Below are 19,617 nucleotides of genomic sequence, written 5' to 3' on the forward strand. Positions count from 1 at the left end.
GGCCGTTGTCGCCGTGTCCCTTCAGACCTATCTTGCGCATATGCGCTGGCTGTTCACTGTCATGACCTGTTGCCTGCCGATCCCGGCACTATCCCACCCGCATGTCTTTATCGACACCGGGCTGGAATTCATCGTGGATGAGGCCGGTCACCTGACCCATATCCGGGTGACTTGGGCATATGACGAATTCTACTCTCTGCTTGTTCTGGAAGACATGAATTTGGATCAGGATGCTGACGGCATTTTGACGAAAAGCGAAGAAGAACGTCTGAGCGGGTTCGATATGCAATGGGTCGAGGGGTATAACGGCGACTTCGTGCTCACCAAAGACGGAGCGCTGGTTGCACTGTCCGGTCCAATGGAGCCCAGTGCGACAACGGAAGATGGGCGGGTCGTGACCACCCATATGCGCGCGGTCGAAGGCGACGCGATACCTGCCATAGGGCTTTCCGCCAAGGCATTTGATGAGTCCTTCTATACGGCCTACGAGATTACGCGCCCTGTAACCGTGACGGGCCCGGCTTTATGCCGGGTGGATCGTAACGATCCCGACATAGACGGGCAGCTTGCACAGATGCAGGCGTTTCTGTTGACACTGGACGCGGATTACGACCTGGAGGAAAACGATATTCCATTGGTTGGTGAGAACTTTGCGACTGAGATCCTCGTTTCATGTCCCGTTTCCTGATTGTTCCGGTCGCTCTGGCCTTTGGTTTGCTGCTTTGGTTCTGGGGCAGTGGTGGGTTTGACAGCCTGGCAAGTTGGGCAGCCGGAGAGCAGCGGGACTTTCAGAACCAGATCGCGCGGTCCTTGCGTGCCGCGCGTGCGGAACAGCCTCAGGCGGTGGCCACGCTTCTGACTGTCTGTTTCGCCTACGGGTTCTTTCATGCCGTGGGTCCGGGCCACGGGAAGGTTTTGATCGGGGGCTACGGTTTGGGTCGGCGTGTTGTCTTCTGGCGGTTGTCGGCGATTAGCGTATTGTCCAGTTTTGGACAGGCGGTGATGGCGGTTGTGCTGGTCTACGCGGGGGTGCTGGTCTTTCAGATGTCCCGCGAAAGCCTTGTTGGGACGACCGAACAGGTGATGGCTCCGATCAGCTACGGAGCCATTGCGTTGATTGGGCTTTGGTTGGTTGTACGGTCTGTGCGCAATTTCGCACGACAACGAAAAAAGCATGTCCCTAACGATCACACCCATCAGCACCATCATGATGACGGAGACTGCGCGGAGTGCGGTCATCGTCATGGTCCAACCGCGGACGAGGTTGCGAATGTCGGCACATTGCGCGAAGCCCTGATCCTGATCGCAGGCATAGCTGCACGGCCTTGTACCGGTGCCTTGTTTGTACTGATCCTGACGTGGCAAATGGGCATCGCCATGGTGGGGATCGCGGGTGCTTTTGCCATGGCGCTTGGCACGGCGACTGTGACTACGCTGGTCGGGTGGACGTCTTTTGGTCTGCGCGGCGGGCTGCTGGCTTCGGCTTCGGCCACGCGCTTTGCGTCGATTTTGGCACCCAGCATCGAACTGGTGGCAGGACTTACAATTGCGGTGATTGCAGGCGGGTTGCTTCTGCGCGCGGTTTAGATCAGTCGAACACCGGTTCCGGGTATCCGACCCGCGCCAGATAAAGCCCCTGCGGCGGACATACCGGCCCGCAGGCAGCGCGGTCGGTGGCTTCCAAAGCCTCACGCACGTTGTCCGGGGTCCACGCTCCCGCCCCGACACGTTCCAGAGTGCCAACGAAACTGCGCACCTGATTGTGCAGGAACGACCGGGCGCGCACGTGGAAATGAACCTCGGGGCCGGAAAAGCCCTCGACCCGTTCAACGCGCAGTTCATCAAGGGTTTTGACCGGGCTGGCCGCCTGACAGATGGAGGACCGAAAGGTGGTGAAATCATGCCGGCCCAGCAGCATGTTTGCCCCTTCCTGCATGGCGTCAACATCCAACTGGTGGCTAATCTGCCAGACCTGTCCCCGGTCGTGGGTTGCAGGCGCACGGCGCATCAGGATGCGGAACAGATATTGCCGTTCAACCGCTGAAAACCGCGCGTGCCAATCCTCGGCCACTGGGGCGGCCTTAACGATAGCCACTGGGAGAGGCTTGAGATGATAGTTCAGCGCCTCAGACAGGCGAAACGGGTCCCATTCCATTGCCATGTCGCAATGGGCAACCTGCCCCAGAGCGTGAACACCGGCGTCTGTGCGCCCTGCTGCGGCAATTGTGTGGCCGCCCGGCTGAATTCGGGAAAGCGCCTGTTCGATGGCACCTTGCACGGATGGTTGATCCTTTTGCCGCTGCCATCCGGCAAACGGCTCCCCCTGGTATTCAACTTTCAACGCATATCTGGGCATGTGCCGCTGGTACAGCGCAGCGCAGGATCGGGCAAGGGGGCGAAAGCGCTGGTATGTGCCGCGACCGCTACCTATCTTGGGTAAAAGGAAAATTGCGGGGCGGCGGATTGGTCATCTCTTCACTGGCAGACAGTCTTGCGCGTGGCGTCGAAAGTATCGGCGACAGCGTGTCCGAGACATTTTTCGAGCCGGTCATCCGTTTGGGTGTCACCGGGCTGGCACGATCCGGCAAAACAGTATTCATCACTTCGTTGGTTGCCAATCTGTTGGATCGGGGCCGTATGACCGGGCTTGTTGCGCAGCAGGAGGGGCGGATCAATGCCGCCTTTCTGCAACCCCAGCCGGATGACACTGTGCCCCGGTTCGATTATGAATCGCACCTGTCTGCCCTGACGGGACCGATACCGCACTGGCCAGACAGCACGCGTGCGGTGTCTGAATTGCGTTTGTCCTTCAAGGCCCGTCCCGCCGGGCTGCTTGCCGGGTTGCAAGGGCCGCGCACGGTCCATTTGGATATCGTCGATTACCCCGGCGAATGGCTGCTGGATCTGGCCTTGCTGGACAAATCTTACGCAGACTGGTCTCAGGAAACTCTGGCACGGATCGAGACCCGTGCGGAGGCTGCCGCGTATCTGGCGCTGGTCCAAAATACAGACCCGTCGGTAGGGCACGACGAACCTGCCGCACAAGCTCTGGCCGCGTCGTTCACCGCCTATCTCAACGCAGCGCGCGATGCCGGGTTTTACGACTGTACGCCGGGACGTTTCCTTCTGCCGGGCGATCTGGCGGGATCTCCGGTGCTGACCTTTGCACCGCTGGCAATCACTGGCCCGTCGCGGCGCAGGACCCTTCAGCGCGAGATGGAACGGCGGTTTGAAGCTTATAAATCTCAGGTCGTGAAACCGTTTTTTCGGGATCACTTCTCGCGGATTGATCGGCAGGTGGTTCTGGTTGACGCGCTGAGCGCAATTCACAAGGGTCCTCAGGCCGTTGAAGATATGCGCCGCGCGATGGCCGATATCCTGTCGGCTTTTCGTCCGGGCCGGAACGCATGGCTGAGCCAGCTTTTGCTGGGCAAAAAGGTCGAACGCATCCTGTTTGCAGCGACAAAAGCGGACCACCTGCACCACACGCAACATCCCCGCCTGACCGCGATTATCGAGGCTTTGACGCGCGAGGCGCGCGATCGTGCGAATTTCGCCGGGGCCCGGACCGCGGCCCTGTCTCTAGCATCGCTGCGTGCAACGACCGAAGAGATACGCAGCCACGACGGAACCGATCTGCCATGCGTGCGTGGTACTTTGTTGGACAGCGGCAAACAGGCCGCTTTCTATCCCGGAGACTTGCCCGAGGATCCGGCGCATCTGTTGAGTCCGGCGCGAAATGGAGCGGAGAGTTGGTTGAACGAAGACTATGGGTTCATGGCCTTTGCCCCGGCAAAACTAACCCTGAAACCCGGTGACGGCCCTCCGCATATCCGACTGGATCGTGCGGCGCAGTTTCTGATCGGAGACAGATTGTGATCGCGACACTGCGCCCCGCACGCACCACAGATGCCGGTACAATCGGTACGATCCTGCACGGCTTCGCCTTGGAAAACGACTGGATGCCCAAACTGCACAGCTGTGCTGAAACCATCGCCTTTTGCGGCCGGATGATTGATCAGGATTGGGTCACTGTGGCCGAGGCAGAGACAGGTGTGGTCGGGTTTCTGGCGCTGAATGGTGGTGAAATCCATTCACTTTATCTGGATGCGCAAGCTCGGGGGCAGGGGATTGGTCAGCAATTGCTGGGTCACGCGAAATCAAGCCAGCGGCGGCTGGGCTTATACGCGTTTCAGGATAATTCCCGTGCCTGTCGGTTCTATGAGCGAAACGGCTTTGCCGAGGTGGCGCGCAGCGATGGGGCAGAAAACGATGAAAACCTGCCGGACATAAGGTTTGTCTGGCACAGCAGGGATGCGACAAATGGCTAAAGGTCCGGTTCTGATCGATCTTGACGATGATGAACCCGCTGCTGATGTCGCGCAGGCAAAACCGGTGCCGGATACTGTGCCGCCTCAGGGGCAGGCGATGCAAAGCGCGGCCCGACTGGCGGCCCGCAAACCCTCGGCCCTTGCGCGCTGGTTCTGGGGGCTTGCGCTTTCGGTGGTCGGGGCGGCCATATCGGTGGCTGCCTGGGATTTTGCAACCTCTCTGGTGGAGCGGACGCCCGTATTGGGTTGGATCGTTGCCGGACTGTTGGCTGCATTGGTTCTGGTGGCGGTGATCATCGCGCTGCGCGAGCTCGCGGCTTTGGGGCGGTTGTCCCGTGTTGATGGGATGCGCCGTGCAGCGGATATTGCATTGGCTGATGAAGACCTGGCTCAGGCGCGTGCCGTCACACATCGCATCATAGCATTCTACAAAGGGCGCGAGGATACCCGCTGGGGTCGTGAGCGATTGTCCGAGCGTATGGGAGAACAGTTCGATGCCGAGGCGCTTATAGTCCTTGCCGAGGATGAGCTGTTGGCCCCGCTCGACGCCGCCGCCAGCCGTGAGGTTGAGGCCGCGGCACGGCAGGTTGCCACCGTGACCGCTCTGGTCCCTCTGGCACTGGCGGATGTTGTAACGGCACTGGCTGCGTCCCTGCGGATGATCCGTCGCATTGCGGAAATCTACGGGGGGCGGGCTGGCACGTTGGGAAGCTGGCGTCTGACCCGTGCCGTCTTTGTGCATCTGGTCGCAACTGGGGCGGTGGCCGTTGGTGACGATCTGCTGGAACCTGTTCTTGGCGGATCCGTTCTCAGCAAGTTGTCCCGACGGTTCGGAGAAGGTTTGGTCAACGGTGCGCTCAGCGCCCGAGTGGGCGTGGCCGCGATGGAAGTCTGCCGCCCGTTACCATTCTCAAAACGCCACAAACCCTCCACGCGGGGCATCATCAAGCGAGCCTTGCAGGGTCTATTCTCCAAGGGTTGATCCAGAGCAAAGCGTCAGAACACTCCCTTCGGCACTCTGCCTGTGAAAAAGGAGCTAGCCATGACGGATCACGGTCACAGTCCGCAGGAAATCGCCGACCGGATCAATGCTCCGCCCGGGCGTGGCGTGTTGCGCGACGTTGTGTATGGCGGCATTGACGGTTCCGTCACCACGTTTGCCATTGTCGCCGGTGTCGCGGGGGCGGGTCTTTCCCCGTTTGTCATTGTGGCGCTTGGTCTGGCAAACGTTCTGGCGGACGGGTTTTCCATGGCCGCAGGTAATTATTCGGGCACGAAGGCCGAACTGGACAACATACGGCGCATTCGGGCGATCGAGGAACGCCACATCGCACTCTACCCCGACGGCGAGCGCGAGGAGGTCCGTGAAATTCTGTCACAAAAAGGGTTGTCAGGGGAAATTCTGAACGAAGCCACCGCCGCGATCACGTCGAGCCACGAACATTGGGTCAACCTGATGATCGAGGGTGAATATGGGCTGGGCAGTGTAGACCCGCATCCGATGAAAGCCGCGTTGGCCACGTTTTTCGCGTTCCTTGTGGCCGGGATGATCCCGCTGCTGCCGTTTTTAGCGTCGGTGGAGAACGCTTTTGAGATGTCGATCTGGATGACGTTGGGGGTTTTCTTTGCGATTGGAGCATTCAAAAGCCGGTGGTCGTTGGCGGCTTGGTGGCGATCAGGTATCGAAACGCTGTTGATCGGTGGTTCGGCGGCACTGATCGCGTATCTCGTCGGGTCTCTGTTCCATCCATAAATGTCGCAGCTCGGTAGTCGCGACTGGTCAAAGCTTCCCGGATAGGTAGAGTGGCGCAAAACGGGTGCAAAGGCTAATGGCAGATCACGAGCTTTCTGGAAAGAACGTTTTGGTTCTGGGTGCTTATGGCTTCATCGGCGCCGCCGTCACGCGGGCAGTGTCAGCCGCAGGTGCCACGGTTCAGGGCATGGGGCGCAATCCTGAGCAAGGGGCAAAGGTCCTGCCGGGGGTGTCGCTGAAACAGGGCGATTTGCGAAGATCTGTTGCACAAGGAAGACTGGCAGGACCTGCTGGCCAACTTCGATGTCGTGGTGAATTGCGCGGGGGTTTTGCAGGATAACGCGCAGGACAACCTTGAAGCGGTGCACCATTCAGCAATCACAGCCCTTGCAGAGGCCTGCGCTAAAGGTGGCATCAGCGTTGTTCAGATCTCGGCAATCGGGGCAGAGCCGGACGCGAGCACGCATTTCCTGCGCAGCAAGGCGCGCGGAGATGCCGCTTTACGTTCATCGGGCGTAACACTTTGGATCCTGAAGCCGGGGCTAGTTATCGGGCAAACGGATTATGGGGGAACGGCGTTGCTGAGAATGCTGGCTGCCGTGCCTTTTGTTCAACCGCTGGCTTACCCCGATACACCCGTTCAATGCATCGGGATGCCCGACCTGTGTGACGTCGTGATTGCCGCCGTTGCCGGTCGCCTACCGCAGGGTAATTACGATCTGGTCGAGGATATCCCGCATAGTTTGTCGGACGTGGTGCGCTGCACGCGGCAGTGGCTCGGGTTTCCTGCCGCGCGCTTTCATTTGGTCCTGCCGCCTGTCCTGACAAAAGCCGTTGCGTCCATGGCGGACTGTCTGGCCCGGTTGGGTTGGCGGTCTCCGCTGCGCAGCACGGCGATGACGGTCATGGCGGATGGCGTGGTTGGCGACCCCGGCCACTATCGTGCAGCGGCCGGGCGCGGGATTGCCGCCTTGCCTGATGTCTACGCCAAGCTGCCTTGCGCGCGCGAGCATCGGTTGACCGCTCGGATGACGCTGTTGATGCCGCTGATCGTTGCAACACTCAGCCTGTTCTGGTTGCTGTCGGGCCTGTTTGGTTTGGCGGGTTTGTCCACGGCTTCTGGCATGCTGGTCGAAGCAGGGTGGTCATCCGCCATGGCGGTGACCAGCGTTGTGTTCTGGTCCCTGATCGACATAGCGCTGGGTCTGGCCATCCTGTGGCGCCGATGGGCGGCGCGGGCCTGCGTGGCGCAGTTAACCGTGGCCGTGTTCTATCTGATCGCCGCTTCGATCACGATGCCGGACTTGTGGTTGGACCCGCTGGGGCCGCTGGTGAAAATCCTGCCCGCGATGATCCTGTCGCTTGTGGCGCTGCCCTTGTTTGAGAGCCGATGATGGACCCTGAACTGATTTTGCGATGGCTGCACGTCATCGGTGCATGTGTGCTGCTGGGAACTGGGGCAGGGATCGCCTTTTTCATGCTGATCGCGCACCGGACAAACGACCCGCGCGTCATCGCCCATACGGCGGGTACGGTGGTTCTGGGTGACCTTCTGTTCACCACGACCGCTGTCATCCTGCAACCGGTGACCGGAGCGCTGCTTGCCTGGCAGATCGGGTGGTCTTTGGGTGAAGGATGGATTGTGTTGTCTCTGGTACTTTATGTTTTGACGGGCCTGTTCTGGTTGCCGGTGGTTTGGGTCCAAATCCGGTTGCGGGACCACGCGCGAACGGCGGCAGAGCAGGGAACGCAACTGCCACCGGAGTATTACCGCTTGTTTCGGTTCTGGTTCGCCTGCGGGGTTCCGGCGTTTCTGGCGGTTTTGACCATCCTTTGGCTGATGATCGCCCGCCCGGCGATTTCTGTGCTTTAGACTTTCTCACGGCTTTCCTGACTGTTGCTGACCGACAGCACAAGATAGCTTGGCCGAAATTACGGATCGGAGAGACTCGGTTGGAAACGCTGCTTGTTCTTATTGGCCTGGTTGTTCTGGCCATCCCGGTGACATTGATTGCCCTTCTGGTCGGGCATTCCCGATTGCGTCGCCGGGTCGAACAACTGGAAGCGCAGATCAATGCGTTGGTGTCGCGTGATGCACCGGCATCGCTGCAACCGGAACAAGATGCACCTTCACCGCAACCTGTGGCAGAGGAACAGGTTCAAAGCCCAGGGCCGTGGGCCGCGCCAAAGCGACAGGAAGACGAAAGCGCCGAAGATGTAGACACCGACGCCGCTACGCCTGCAATTGTATTTCGCCATGACCGGTTTGCCGCGCTGGGCGCGTGGCTGCGTGAGAACTGGTTTTACGCTGTCTCGGCCCTGTCGCTGGCATTGGCCGGTATTTTCCTCGTGCAATATGGCGTTGAGAACGGATTGTTACCTCCGGTGGCCCGCGTTTTCGCCGCGCTTGGTTTTGGTTCGGCTTTGATTGTCGGGGGCGAGGTTCTGCGCCGCAGGTTCGGGGATGACGAAGCGGTGGCCACTGCCTACTTGCCATCGGTCTTTTCCGGGGCCGGTCTTGTCACCTTGTTCGGGGCCATCTTGTCTGCGCGGCAGCTCTATGGCCTGATCGGGGCCGAGACAGCTTTGGCAGGTATGGTTGTCATCGCGCTTGTTGGTCTTGTTCTAGGGTGGTTCCACGGCCCGCTGCTGGCTGCGGTTGGTCTGATCGGAGCCTATGCCGCACCCTTTCTAGTTGGGGGCGCATCTGACGATCCTTCGTGGCTCTATGCCTATTTTCTTTTGGTTGCCGTTTTGGGGCTGGGTATCGACACGGTTCGGCGCTGGGCATGGATTTCTGTTCTGACGTTGGTCGGCGTTTATGCGGCAAACCTGCTTTTGATAAGTGGCGCACCGAATACGGTACCGGGGTATCTGGTTGCGACAACAGTGCTGGCGCTTCTGGCAACAGCCATTCCGGTGCGGCGCGTTTGGCCGAATCATGCAGGGCGTATGATGTCTCAGGTAATCCGCACCCCCGGAACCCGCCCGTGGCCCGAGTTTCCAACTCGGCTCGCCGCCGGAGCGATTGCGGCCAGTGCCGCGATCCTGTCCTGGCATTGGGCAGACTCAGCAGCTGAATTCTGGCTGGGTGTCTGCCTGCTGTCCGCCCTGCTTCTGGCGCTGCTTTTGTGGGCCAAGGATGCGCCAGCCCTTCAGGATCTGACCGTGCTACCTGCGACGGGCCTTGTGTTTTTTGTGGCGGCTCACGGGCTGGAATACGGCGCGGTTCAGCGCAGTTTCGCCGACACCTATGCCGAGACGCCCGAGGCCGACTTTCCGATGGTGGCCACCGTGCTGGTTGCTTTGGGCGCGCTCATGTCGATTTTGATGGCATGGCGGTCATTCAGGGTAAACCAGTATCGTGCAATCTGGGCCGGGTGGGCTGTGATTTTTGCACCAGCGCTGGCCATCGCTTTGGAATTGGGCTGGCATCCCGCCACGGTTATCGGTGCGTACGCCTGGGCCCTACACGCGATTGTCCTGGCAGTTCTGATGGTGTTTCTGGCCGGGCGTTTTGGTCGCGCCGACGGCGATGACCGGATGCGGGCTGCTCTGGCCACGTTGTCGGCGCTGTCCTGTCTGGTCTTTGCTTGCGTCATCGTGCTCAGCTCGGCCGCACTGACGATTGCGCTGGTGGCCAGCGTCGTCGCAGCAGCAGCGTTGGATCGCAGATTCACCTTGCCGCAGATGAGTTGGTTTATCTGGGCCGGTGTCTTCGCCGTCACCGTGCGCTTGGTGCTTGACCCGGGTCTGGACTGGGCCAACGCGGCCCCGGTGTCCGAAATGGCGATGGTTTATGGCGCGGCCACATTGGGTTTCGTGGCTGGCTGGTGGCTGTTGCGTCCCTTGCAGCGGCCGGTTGCAGCACTGCTGCTGGAAAGCGCGGCATGGGCGACGGGCGGCATTCTGCTGTCCCTGTTGCTACTGCGGTGGCTTGAAGGTTTCGGTGAAGGCGGGGCCGACAACAGCCATTGGGGTCTGGGCCTGCTGGCGGTCATCTGGCTGCTGCTGGCCTTTGCTCAGGTTCAGAGGTTTGGGCTGGGCGGCAAGCTGAATTATGCCCGGTACGCGTTGGCGGCGTTCTTTGCCGGTCATGGCTTGTTCCGTCTGACCTTGGCGTTGACCGAACAAAACCCGTTGTTGAACCCCAACGCCGACCCGGTGCTTGGCCCACCGATTCTGAACACCCTTGTCCTTGCTTATCTGGTGCCTGCACTGACCATTGGATTCTCGGCCTGGCGGATCAGGGACATGCCAAAGCAGATCAGGCTGGCAAGCTACGCCATTGCGGGCGCGTTGATTGCCGTGTGGTTTGGGTTGACCATCCGCCATGTCTGGCAGGGAGCAGCAGGCATGTTTGAAGGCAACGGCGTCACGCAGCCCGAGCTTTATACATATACCCTTGTTCTGCTGCTGGTCGGGGCGGTGCTGTTCTACCAATCTCTGGCACGTGGTTCGGATGCGATGCGCAAGGCGGGGCTGGTGGTGATCGGGCTGGCGGTGGCCAAGGTCTTCCTGATCGATATTGCCGGTCTGGGTGGGTTGATCCGGGTGTTCTCACTGCTGGCGCTGGGGCTTGGGCTCGCTGGTCTGGCATGGCTGAATCGCTGGGCCAAGCTGCGCCATTCGCCGCATGGGCCGGAACCTCTGGACCATTGAAGGCAGGCGTCTTATAAGCGCGGCCATGTATGACCGGACGGCCATCATTATTCGAATTATATCCCCGGCGCTCTGACCCTCTGAGACGCCGGGCAAAGGTGTTTGAGAACTCGCACCGACCGCTTCGATCCAAGTACGACCAGATCATCCAAAGGACGCTCAAAATGTGCGCCGACACGATTCAAACGCCTGACTATAAAGACACGCTGAACCTGCCAAAAACCGATTTTCCGATGCGCGCGGGCCTGCCTGCACGCGAACCCGCATGGTTGGAGCGGTGGGAGACCATCGGTGTCTATGACCGCTTGCGCGAGAAAACGGGCCGCAAACCCTTTACTCTGCACGACGGCCCCCCCTATGCGAACGGCCACCTGCATATCGGCCACGCACTGAACAAGACGATCAAGGACATGATCGTGCGCTCCCATCAGATGATGGGCTTCGACGCGCGTTACGTGCCCGGTTGGGACTGCCACGGCCTGCCGATCGAATGGAAGATCGAAGAACAGTACCGCAAGAAGGGCAAGAACAAGGACGAGGTGAACATCGTCGACTTCCGTCAGGAGTGCCGCAAGTTCGCCGAAGGCTGGATCGACATCCAGCGGGAAGAGTTCAAGCGTCTGGGCATCACCGGCAACTGGCCTGATCCCTACATCACCATGGACTTCCATGCCGAGGCCGTGATCGCCGACGAATTCATGAAATTCCTGATGAACGGCACGCTGTATCAGGGCTCGAAACCCGTGATGTGGTCGCCCATCGAGAAGACAGCGCTGGCCGAGGCCGAGGTCGAGTATCACGACAAGGAAAGCTTTACCATCTGGGTGAAGTTCAAGGTCGTCCAAGCGAAGGGAGGCGAAAACAGCGATCTCTTCCCTCAAGAAACGGCTTCGGGTCGGCACTATGCGCATAAACCGCAACCAGTTAGAGATGACTTGTTGGGCGCCAATGTTGTTATTTGGACTACGACTCCGTGGACTATGCCGTCCAACAAAGCCGTGGTGTTTGGGAAAGACATTTCTTACGGGTTGTATGAAGTGACGGGAACGCCGGATGAATGCTGGGCAAAAGTCGGTGAGAAGTTCATTGTTGCTGACAACCTTGCCGGCGATGTGTTTGGCAGAGCCAGGCTCAATGATGATCAATGGAGCCGTCTGTCTGACGTTCCTACTGCTGATTTAGCTGGAATCGGCCTCGCCCACCCGCTGGCCGGTGCCGAAGGTGGCAATGGCGAATGGGACGATATCCGCGACTTCCGCGCTGCCGACTTTGTGACCGACACCGAAGGAACAGGCTTCGTTCACTGCGCGCCCTCGCACGGGATGGAGGAATTCGAACTCTATCGCGATCTGGGCATGTTGGAGCAGGTCATCACCTACAATGTGATGGATGATGGTTCGTTCCGTGCCGATCTGCCGTTCTTTGGTGGCAAGTTCATCCTGTCGCGCAAGGGCAGTGAGGGTGACGCGAACAAAGCCGTCATCGACAAGCTGGCCGAGGTCGGCGGGTTGCTGGCGCGTGGCAAGATCAAGCACAGCTATCCGCATTCGTGGCGCTCGAAAGCGCCGATCATCTATCGCAACACGCCGCAGTGGTTTGCATCCGTTGACCGCAAGCTGGATGACGGCATGGGTGAGATGGGGGACACCATCCGCGAACGTGCGCTTCGCTCGATCGACGAACTGGTCAAGTGGACGCCGCAGACCGGCCGTAACCGCCTCTATTCGATGATCGAAGCGCGCCCGGACTGGGTTCTGTCCCGCCAACGCGCGTGGGGCGTACCGCTGACCTGCTTCACCAAGAAAGGTGCCTTGCCCACCGATGCGGATTACCTGCTGCGCAACGCAGACCTCAACGCGCGTATCAAGGCGGCGTTCGAGAAAGACGGCGCGGATATCTGGTACACCGACGGGTTCAAAGAGAAAATCCTAGACGGCATTGCCAACCCCGATGACTACGATCAGGTGTTTGACGTACTGGATGTGTGGTTCGACTCGGGCTCGACCCACGCCTTTGTTCTGCGCGACCGCGAAGATGGGACCGAGGACGGTATCGCCGACGTCTACATGGAAGGCACCGACCAGCACCGTGGTTGGTTCCATTCATCCATGTTGCAGGCCTGCGGCACCAAAGGCCGCGCGCCTTATCGCAACGTCGTGACCCATGGTTTCACGCTGGATGCCAAGGGCAACAAGATGTCCAAGTCGCTGGGAAACACCATCGTACCGGAAGAGGTCGTCAAGCAGTACGGCGCCGATATCCTGCGCCTTTGGGTGGCACAGACCGACTACACGGCCGACCAGCGGATCGGGCCGGAGATCCTGAAAGGCACCGCCGACAGCTATCGCCGTTTGCGCAACACTATGCGGTTTATGCTGGGCTCGCTGGCGGATTTCACCGAGGCCGATCGCGTTGCGCCCGAAGACATGCCGCGTCTGGAACGCTGGGTGCTCAGCCGGCTGGCCGATCTGGATGAGCAGGTTCGCAAGGGCTATGCGTCTTTCGATTTCCAGGGCGTATTCAGCGCGGTCTTTACCTTTGCCACGGTGGACCTGTCGTCCTTCTACTTCGACGTCCGCAAGGATGCACTTTATTGTGACGGCGACACGCCGCGCCGTCGTGCCGCGCGAACTGTGTTGGATATTCTGTTCCATCGCCTGACCACATGGCTGGCGCCGGTTCTGGTTTTCACCATGGAAGAGGTCTGGTTGGAGCGCTTTCCGGGCGACGATAGCTCGGTCCATTTGGTCGACTTCCCGGAAACGCCTGCGGATTGGCGTTTTGCCGAACTGGAAGAGGCTGTTGCCAAAGTGCGCCGTGTACGCCGTGCAGTGACGGCCGCGCTTGAGATCCAGCGTCAGGACAAGGTGATCGGCTCCAGCCTCGAAGCAGCTCCGATTGTGCATGTTGAGGACAGTGAAACCCTTGATCTGCTGGTGACCTTTGACGTGGACGATCTGTGCATCACGTCAGGCCTGACTGTGACCGGCGACCCGGCCCCGGCCGAAGCGTTCCGCGTACCCGAAATCGAAGGCGTTGCCGTCGTGTTCGAGAAGGCCGAAGGCGAGAAGTGTCAGCGCTGTTGGAAAATCCTTCCTGACGTGGGCCGCCACGCCCACGCCGGAGTTTGCCGACGCTGCGATGAAGCGCTAAGCTGATGGAAACCGCCCTCTCGATCTTCCGAGGGGGCGTTTTTCGTTTCACGTCTGCACGGACTGCGGTGTCGGATTAAACAGGTCAAAGCCAATGGCTGGGTCCTTCAGGGCCTTCCAGATCTGATAATCCGTGAAATATCCAGTGTGCCCACCAGGATCGACCGGGATGTTGCGATTTACGGATATCAGCCCGCCTTCAATCTCGGTCCCTACAAAGTCATCCTGCCGGAAGATGTTGAACCATGCGGCGTTCAGATTTTTGGGAACGACCGTGAACATTTCCGGAAAATAGCGCTGATAGATGTGGGTCACAGGACAGCCCATCGTGATCAGCGTCAGGGTGCGCCCGTCAATCAGCTTTTGCACGCGTCGATCAGCCAGCATCTGTGTAGCAATCACGGTGCCTTGTGAATGTGAGATCACCGTGATGTGGTCCGCGGCAAAGATATCCACCACGTAATGCAGCGCACGGTAAAACCGTTCATCAATCGCCTTGCGATCCGGATAATTGCGCAACCTGGTTTTAAGGTCCGCTTTCAGAAAGCACTTGTCGCGAATGGCATAGGTGACGATGTCTCTTGCCACGCCCAGCCCTGCCGCGACGAAATCGGAAAAGCGGTACATCAATGCTGTTGCACCCAGGACGATCAGGCCAATCTCGCCCTGTTTGCTTGCCAGTTTGTTCAAAGCCCGGCCAATCACGTTGCAACTGTCCGTTCCGTTCTGACACAGGGGATCGACGTGCTGGCTCATCGCGATCTCTCGGATTGCGACCAGGGCCAGCGTGATTGCACCGAACAAAAAGACCCATTGTGCAAAACGATTGAGGATGGCGCGGCTGATCAGCCCGTCGCGGACATGCAGGTTTGTTTTCAACCTTCTGCGACCGGCAAACAGGCCAACACCGACAAACGCAAGTAGGACAATTGCCGCAAAGGCAACGCTGAGCGTTTCGATGGAATCGCTGAGAAAATTGTCAAACAGACCGGTCAGTTTTCCATCCGAAAGCCCCGGAATCGTGTTGAGCATTTCCCGCAGCATAAGCCACAACCCGGAGATAAAGAACATCCAGAACACCAACATCCCAGCACATACGCTGGGATACAGCCGTCTGTGTTCTTTCAGATTGTCTGCCTGAACCTTTTCATCAAGCCTGGTCGCAGAAAGCACGTACAAAATGATTGTCATGAAGATCAGTGAAGCCCAGAAAAACGCCAGCAGGTAGACCTGAAAAGCCACAAACTGCTCCAGCGCCGAAGGGCAGGCTGGGCTGCCCGGCAAGGGTGTGCAGGCCCGGATTTCCAGACCAAGCGGACCTATGATCAGGCAGATCAGCAGCAAGAACCCCATCCCGAAAATGCCGCGCCAGAATACGCGTCTTAGATAAGTCGGGGCTTTAAAGCTGCGCCTTAGTCCGTATGCGGCCCCTCCTGCGTAAAGCGTGAACAAGAGCCAGAACAGCAGGATCGTGCTTTGAAAGAAGATCCCGGGAACGCGATCGACCATCACGGCGAGCGCTCCGATCAGAAGATAGGCATTCAGGGTCGCGACTGCACCGAAGAAAACCCAGGTAAAAAGGTGAACCAGCCGCGCGGCCAAAGTGTTCCTGCCGTTGGCTTGGTCCGAGGCCACATCCGCGCGGCTATGCGTTTGTTCGGCATTGTCCATCGCCAGATAACCCAGTGCGAGAACAACCCAGATCAGGTCCAACGCTGTCTTAATGACACCTTTCGGGGCGGGTGAGCGATCTGCCCAGAAAACTTCGGCAAACATAGCTTCATCCTGCGGAGCAGACGGTTTTGTCACCTTGCGCAGGTTGACCGGGAACAATGTCGCGCTTCGGGGGGTGCCGTCGAAGGTTGTCTCGGCCAGCTCGATCATCCCGCGCTGAACCTCAATCGGCGGTTCGGGATTGCCATCCAGCCAGGTTGTCGCGGCCCCGACAACCTGATCGACGGTCTCACCGGGTATTTGTTCGCCAATTCCATGAACCGTCAGGATCAAATGACGACCCATCTCATGCTCCAAAACTCTTTTTGACAATGCAAGTAGGCTAACATGATTGCCGAAATTCACAAAATCCGCGCGTCGCGCAGCCCCCATGGCTTCCCCACTTGAACTTGGAGGATTGATCTGAAACCGTCATCCCATGGCGATGATTGCAGTTGAAACTCAGTTCGGAAGACTCGGGATCGAGGAAACCGATGGTGCCCTCACGCGGCTGGTCTGGGACGGCGAGGACGAGGGCGAGCCGACCGCTCTGCTGCGCGAGGCGGCGGCGCAGTTGATGGCCTATGACGCTGGTCGGCTTGACCGCTTCGATCTGCCCTACCGCATTCATGGATCGCAGTTTCAAAGGCAGGTCTGTGATCTCATGTATGCCATTCCCCTTGGGGAAACGCGCACCTACGGGGATATCGCCAAGGCGTTGGGGCAACCGGCGCAACCGGTCGGTCAGGCCTGCGGGGCAAACCCGATCCCCGTTATTATTCCCTGCCACCGAGTGCTGGCCGCCAATGGGCTGGGCGGGTTTTCCGGGTGCGGCGGGATCGAGACAAAGGTTGCACTGCTGCGGCATGAACGGGCGGCGGGTCTTTTGATCTGAGCCTCGAAATTCGGTTGCAATCCGGTCCGGGGAAGCACAACTTATGTCAGTTGCTGAATTTGAAGGATCGCATTGAATGAGCACTGAAAATGATCGCGCAGCCCAGAAGAAGGCCATTATCGACCGGTTGATGTCGCTTGAGGCGGAGGAACTTGCAACGGCGCAGGCCCATTACGATGCGTTTCTGAAGGATGCCCAACTGGACGACCGGGAAGGCCACGACAAGGATGACATAGCCGCGTCGCGCGAAAATGCCGATCTGGCGGCTGCGTTTGACGCGCCTGTCCATGCGCATCATGCCAAGATCGATGTGATCGAGAATACCGATTTTGGGCTGACAGATACAGTCAAGCCGGGATCGGTGATCAGGTTCAACAACCGCAGCTTTGTCGTCTGCGTTTCGACGACCCGGTTTGAGGTGGGTGGAGATACATATATGGGGATTTCGACGCAAAGCCCGATCTATCTGGCCATGGCCGGTCTGCGCGCGGGTGACGTCTTTACCCATAACGGTACTGAATTTGAGGTTCAGGACGTTCTTTGAACCGGGTCCGGCAGCGCTCGTGTCAGGTACGGCGCTGCGGAATGACCTGTTGTGCGATACCCGCAAATGTCAGGTACAGGCTGGCGATGACCAGACCCCAGTGTGCCCAGCTTTCGGGATGAAAATCGACCCACGCGGCCCAGCCCGCAAAGAACGTCCATGCAAGGGCGACCGGCAAGGTCACACTGCGCCAGCGTTCGGTGCGCACGGGGTGAACGAACTTCAAAGGTAGAAACATCGCAAGCGACAGCAGTGTGACCAGCAGCAGGATGATCCAGAAATTGGGTTCAAGCGCGAAGATCACGACAACGAACATGTTCCAGCATCCGGGAAAGCCGGAAAAGGAATTGTCCTTGGTTTTCATGCGAGTGTCCGCGAAATACATCGCGCTGGCGAAGGTGATGACAATGATTGCGAACCAGCCGGTCCACCCATCCATCAATCCGGATTTGAACAGCGCAAAGGCTGGAATGAACACATAGGTCAGATAATCGATGATCAGATCCAGCAAGACGCCGTCAAACTCGGGCGCGTTCTTTTTGACGTGATAGTGCCGCGCCAGCGGACCGTCGATGCCATCAACAACGAAAGATACAACCAGCCAAAGGTACATTAGGCTCCATTTCTCTTCCACGGCGGCCAGCATGGCCAGCATTGCGAAAACAGCACCTGTGGCAGTGAAGAGATGTACGGCAAGAGCTTTGAATCTGAGTGTCATGTTAGGGTCATGACCGATGCACGCCAGAGATGCAAACCAAAAGCCCGAGGTTTCTGTTCGATGTATCGGTCACGCCTTGGGGTGCGCGCGGTTGTAGACCTCCATCAGCCGAGCGGTATCCACTGCGGTATAGGTCTGTGTGGTTGACAATGAGGCGTGCCCCAACAGTTCCTGTATGGCCCGCAGATCTCCTCCGGCGGACAGCAGATGGGTGGCAAAGCTGTGCCGCATGGCATGAGGTGTGGCGGTTGATGGCAGCCCCAATTGCATCCGTGCCTTAGCCATGACGCCCTGAATTGCGCGCGGGTTCAGAGGGCCGCCACGGACGCCCCGGAACAGGGCTGCGTCCTTCGCTTGCTGGTGGGGGCAAAGCTGAAGATACCGGTCAACCGCATCTCGGGCGGCTGGAAGAACCGGAACGATCCGTTCCTTGTCGCCCTTCCCGACAATGCGCAATGTCTCGGGCAAGGGCGCGTCTGCACCGGTCAGAGACAAGGCCTCGGATATCCGCAGGCCGCATCCATAGAGAAGCGTGACAACCGCAACATCACGGGCCGCGACCCAGTCGGACACAGATTGCAGCTCGACCGTGTCAATCATGGCGCGCGCGGCGTCTTCGGCCAGAGGGCGGGGCAGTTTCTTGGTGAATTTGGGCGCGCGGGTCGACAGAACGGCGGTGGGTTCAAATCCCTCTCGCTCGGCCAGCCAACGATAGAAGCTTTTGACGGCGGACAGTTTGCGCGCAAGGGATCGCGCGCCGATATCCCCGCTGCGCTGATCTGCCATCCAGGCGCGCATGTCCGAGACGGTGATCCGTTCCAGCGCCTTCAACCCTTGTCGTTCCCCGTGATGAAGGGTCATGAAAGACAAAAACTCGGTGACATCGCCGCGATAGGCGGTCTGGGTGTTCTGGGACCGCCCCGCCAGCGCGCCCAGAGTGTCCAGCCAGTGCTGGAGCGCGTCGCGGCAAGCAGGTGAGATAAGGTTCACGACAGCCAGTGGCGCATCGAGCGTTCGAATACGCCGGAAAAGAAGGTGAGAAGATCGGTGCCGAGTTGCGGCGTGAAATGCCGCGGATCACGGGCCCCCATGACGATCATGCCCGGCAGGCGACCCGGACCGAGGTCCAGCTTGAGGCAGGCTTCCGAGCGCAACTGATCCGCCAGCGCGCCGAAAACACGTCGGTTCGGCTGATGAGTTTCGCGCAAGGTCACGTCGCGGACAGGGCCGCCGCGACCATTGGTCAGGTATTGGTTGATGAAGCCGGGCTCTGCGATCGTCAGAACGCCTCCAAGCCTGTCGATGGCAGGATCGTTCTGAACCACGGTGGTTTCCAGAACCAGCGTGATATGGTCAACCCGCAGGATATTTGCGACATCGGCGCCAAGGGCACGCAGGAAATCCTCGAATTCGACGGGTTCCAGCAAGCGCAAAATCGCGCGGTGTACCTGATTGGTGCCTGCAAGGTTTTCATAGGCCGCAGCGATGACCGAGCGGTGGGTATCTTCCAACCGGTCCAGCCGCGCCTCGAGCCGCTGCATGGCAATGCCGCGCAGATCGATCACATTATCACCCCGGGCGCGTTCGTTCGCGGCCACAAGGGCTTGCATCAGGTCCTTGTCGTCCAGAACGACGTCGGGCTCGGCCAGAATTGCCGCGCGGAGATTATCCTCGAGTTTGGGATTGCTGCTCATGTCCTGTCCGGTCTTTTTTTGTTGGGCGGCTTATAGCATGCCGAACCGGATTTGCCTTGGGAAAAATGCACGCAAGAGTGGATTTCCCCGGATGCTGTGGCGGATAGGCTCCCGCCTGCCACGCCTGATCGCAGATCAGGCTTTGGGCCGTTGGG

At 59.2% G+C, this 19,617-nt stretch carries 18 protein-coding genes; 13 read left to right on the plus strand and 5 right to left on the minus strand.

Annotated features, from left to right (window positions below; genetic code table 11):
• Window positions 1–13 precede the first annotated feature (13 nt).
• Entirely contained in the window at window positions 14–688 is a 675-nt protein-coding gene (locus tag ACR0NZ_RS10560; RefSeq protein WP_480518780.1) for a DUF1007 family protein, read from the plus strand.
• A complete protein-coding gene (locus ACR0NZ_RS10565; RefSeq protein WP_480518782.1) occupies window positions 673–1,587 on the plus strand; it encodes a nickel/cobalt transporter in 915 nt (304 codons plus the stop codon). Before ACR0NZ_RS10560 ends, ACR0NZ_RS10565 begins: the two co-directional genes overlap by 16 nt.
• Before the next feature lies 1 nt (window position 1,588).
• Here ACR0NZ_RS10565 and truA read toward each other — a convergent pair whose 3' ends face one another.
• Window positions 1,589–2,356 carry a tRNA pseudouridine(38-40) synthase TruA gene (gene truA / locus ACR0NZ_RS10570; protein WP_480518784.1) on the minus strand — a complete coding sequence of 256 codons (768 nt, stop codon included), beginning with the start codon at window positions 2,354–2,356 and terminating at the stop codon, window positions 1,589–1,591.
• A gap of 107 nt (window positions 2,357–2,463) precedes the next feature.
• On the opposite strand from truA, the gene ACR0NZ_RS10575 reads away from it, so the two are divergent.
• The 9 genes from ACR0NZ_RS10575 (at window position 2,464) to ileS (ending at window position 13,904) form a co-directional block, all read left to right on the plus strand.
• A complete protein-coding gene (locus ACR0NZ_RS10575) occupies window positions 2,464–3,879 on the plus strand; it encodes a YcjX family GTP-binding protein (RefSeq protein WP_480518786.1) in 1,416 nt (471 codons plus the stop codon).
• Window positions 3,876–4,331 carry an N-acetyltransferase family protein gene (locus tag ACR0NZ_RS10580; protein ID WP_480473754.1) on the plus strand — a complete coding sequence of 152 codons (456 nt, stop codon included), beginning with the start codon at window positions 3,876–3,878 and terminating at the stop codon, window positions 4,329–4,331. The genes ACR0NZ_RS10575 and ACR0NZ_RS10580 overlap by 4 nt, the downstream gene beginning before the upstream one ends.
• Window positions 4,324–5,313, plus strand: a complete 990-nt coding sequence (locus tag ACR0NZ_RS10585; RefSeq protein ID WP_480473753.1) for a YcjF family protein — start codon at window positions 4,324–4,326, stop codon at window positions 5,311–5,313. Before ACR0NZ_RS10580 ends, ACR0NZ_RS10585 begins: the two co-directional genes overlap by 8 nt.
• Before the next feature lie 60 nt (window positions 5,314–5,373).
• On the plus strand, window positions 5,374–6,084 hold the full coding sequence (locus ACR0NZ_RS10590; protein WP_480494812.1) for a VIT1/CCC1 transporter family protein: 711 nt from the start codon (window positions 5,374–5,376) through the stop codon (window positions 6,082–6,084).
• 76 nt (window positions 6,085–6,160) lie between these two features.
• The gene (locus ACR0NZ_RS10595) at window positions 6,161–6,424 is read left to right on the plus strand and encodes an NAD-dependent epimerase/dehydratase family protein (protein ID WP_480518788.1); all 264 of its coding nucleotides are present in this window, start codon (window positions 6,161–6,163) and stop codon (window positions 6,422–6,424) included.
• Window positions 6,348–7,478 (plus strand): SDR family oxidoreductase, encoded by a 1,131-nt coding sequence (locus ACR0NZ_RS10600; RefSeq protein ID WP_480518790.1) that lies wholly within the window; start codon window positions 6,348–6,350, stop codon window positions 7,476–7,478. The genes ACR0NZ_RS10595 and ACR0NZ_RS10600 overlap by 77 nt, the downstream gene beginning before the upstream one ends.
• Entirely contained in the window at window positions 7,478–7,957 is a 480-nt protein-coding gene (locus ACR0NZ_RS10605) for a DUF2269 family protein (RefSeq protein WP_480494907.1), read from the plus strand. Before ACR0NZ_RS10600 ends, ACR0NZ_RS10605 begins: the two co-directional genes overlap by 1 nt.
• Window positions 7,958–8,037: 80 nt before the next feature.
• Window positions 8,038–10,746, plus strand: a complete 2,709-nt coding sequence (locus ACR0NZ_RS10610; protein ID WP_480518792.1) for a DUF2339 domain-containing protein — start codon at window positions 8,038–8,040, stop codon at window positions 10,744–10,746.
• A gap of 164 nt (window positions 10,747–10,910) precedes the next feature.
• On the plus strand, window positions 10,911–13,904 hold the full coding sequence (gene ileS, locus ACR0NZ_RS10615; protein WP_480518794.1) for an isoleucine--tRNA ligase: 2,994 nt from the start codon (window positions 10,911–10,913) through the stop codon (window positions 13,902–13,904).
• A gap of 42 nt (window positions 13,905–13,946) precedes the next feature.
• Here the strand turns inward: ileS and ACR0NZ_RS10620 are convergent, their stop codons facing one another.
• Complete coding sequence (locus tag ACR0NZ_RS10620; RefSeq protein WP_480518796.1) at window positions 13,947–15,917, minus strand: hypothetical protein; 1,971 nt, start codon at window positions 15,915–15,917, stop codon at window positions 13,947–13,949.
• A gap of 133 nt (window positions 15,918–16,050) precedes the next feature.
• On the opposite strand from ACR0NZ_RS10620, the gene ACR0NZ_RS10625 reads away from it, so the two are divergent.
• Together ACR0NZ_RS10625 and ACR0NZ_RS10630 are read left to right on the plus strand one after the other, a co-directional pair.
• The gene (locus ACR0NZ_RS10625) at window positions 16,051–16,506 is read left to right on the plus strand and encodes a methylated-DNA--[protein]-cysteine S-methyltransferase (RefSeq protein ID WP_480473747.1); all 456 of its coding nucleotides are present in this window, start codon (window positions 16,051–16,053) and stop codon (window positions 16,504–16,506) included.
• A 76-nt stretch (window positions 16,507–16,582) separates the two neighbouring features.
• Entirely contained in the window at window positions 16,583–17,050 is a 468-nt protein-coding gene (locus ACR0NZ_RS10630; protein WP_480473746.1) for a hypothetical protein, read from the plus strand.
• A gap of 22 nt (window positions 17,051–17,072) precedes the next feature.
• Here ACR0NZ_RS10630 and ACR0NZ_RS10635 read toward each other — a convergent pair whose 3' ends face one another.
• From ACR0NZ_RS10635 to ACR0NZ_RS10645, 3 genes are all read right to left on the minus strand, one after another.
• Window positions 17,073–17,768: a CDP-alcohol phosphatidyltransferase family protein gene (locus tag ACR0NZ_RS10635; protein WP_480518798.1), complete on the minus strand. Its 696-nt coding sequence runs from the start codon at window positions 17,766–17,768 to the stop codon at window positions 17,073–17,075.
• Between the two features lie 69 nt (window positions 17,769–17,837).
• Entirely contained in the window at window positions 17,838–18,758 is a 921-nt protein-coding gene (locus ACR0NZ_RS10640; protein WP_480518800.1) for a tyrosine recombinase XerC, read from the minus strand.
• Window positions 18,755–19,462: a DUF484 family protein gene (locus tag ACR0NZ_RS10645; protein ID WP_480473743.1), complete on the minus strand. Its 708-nt coding sequence runs from the start codon at window positions 19,460–19,462 to the stop codon at window positions 18,755–18,757. The genes ACR0NZ_RS10640 and ACR0NZ_RS10645 overlap by 4 nt, the downstream gene beginning before the upstream one ends.
• Between the last annotated feature and the right edge of the window lie 155 nt (window positions 19,463–19,617).

The sequence above is a fragment of the Ruegeria sp. AE3 genome (genome assembly GCF_056542225.1).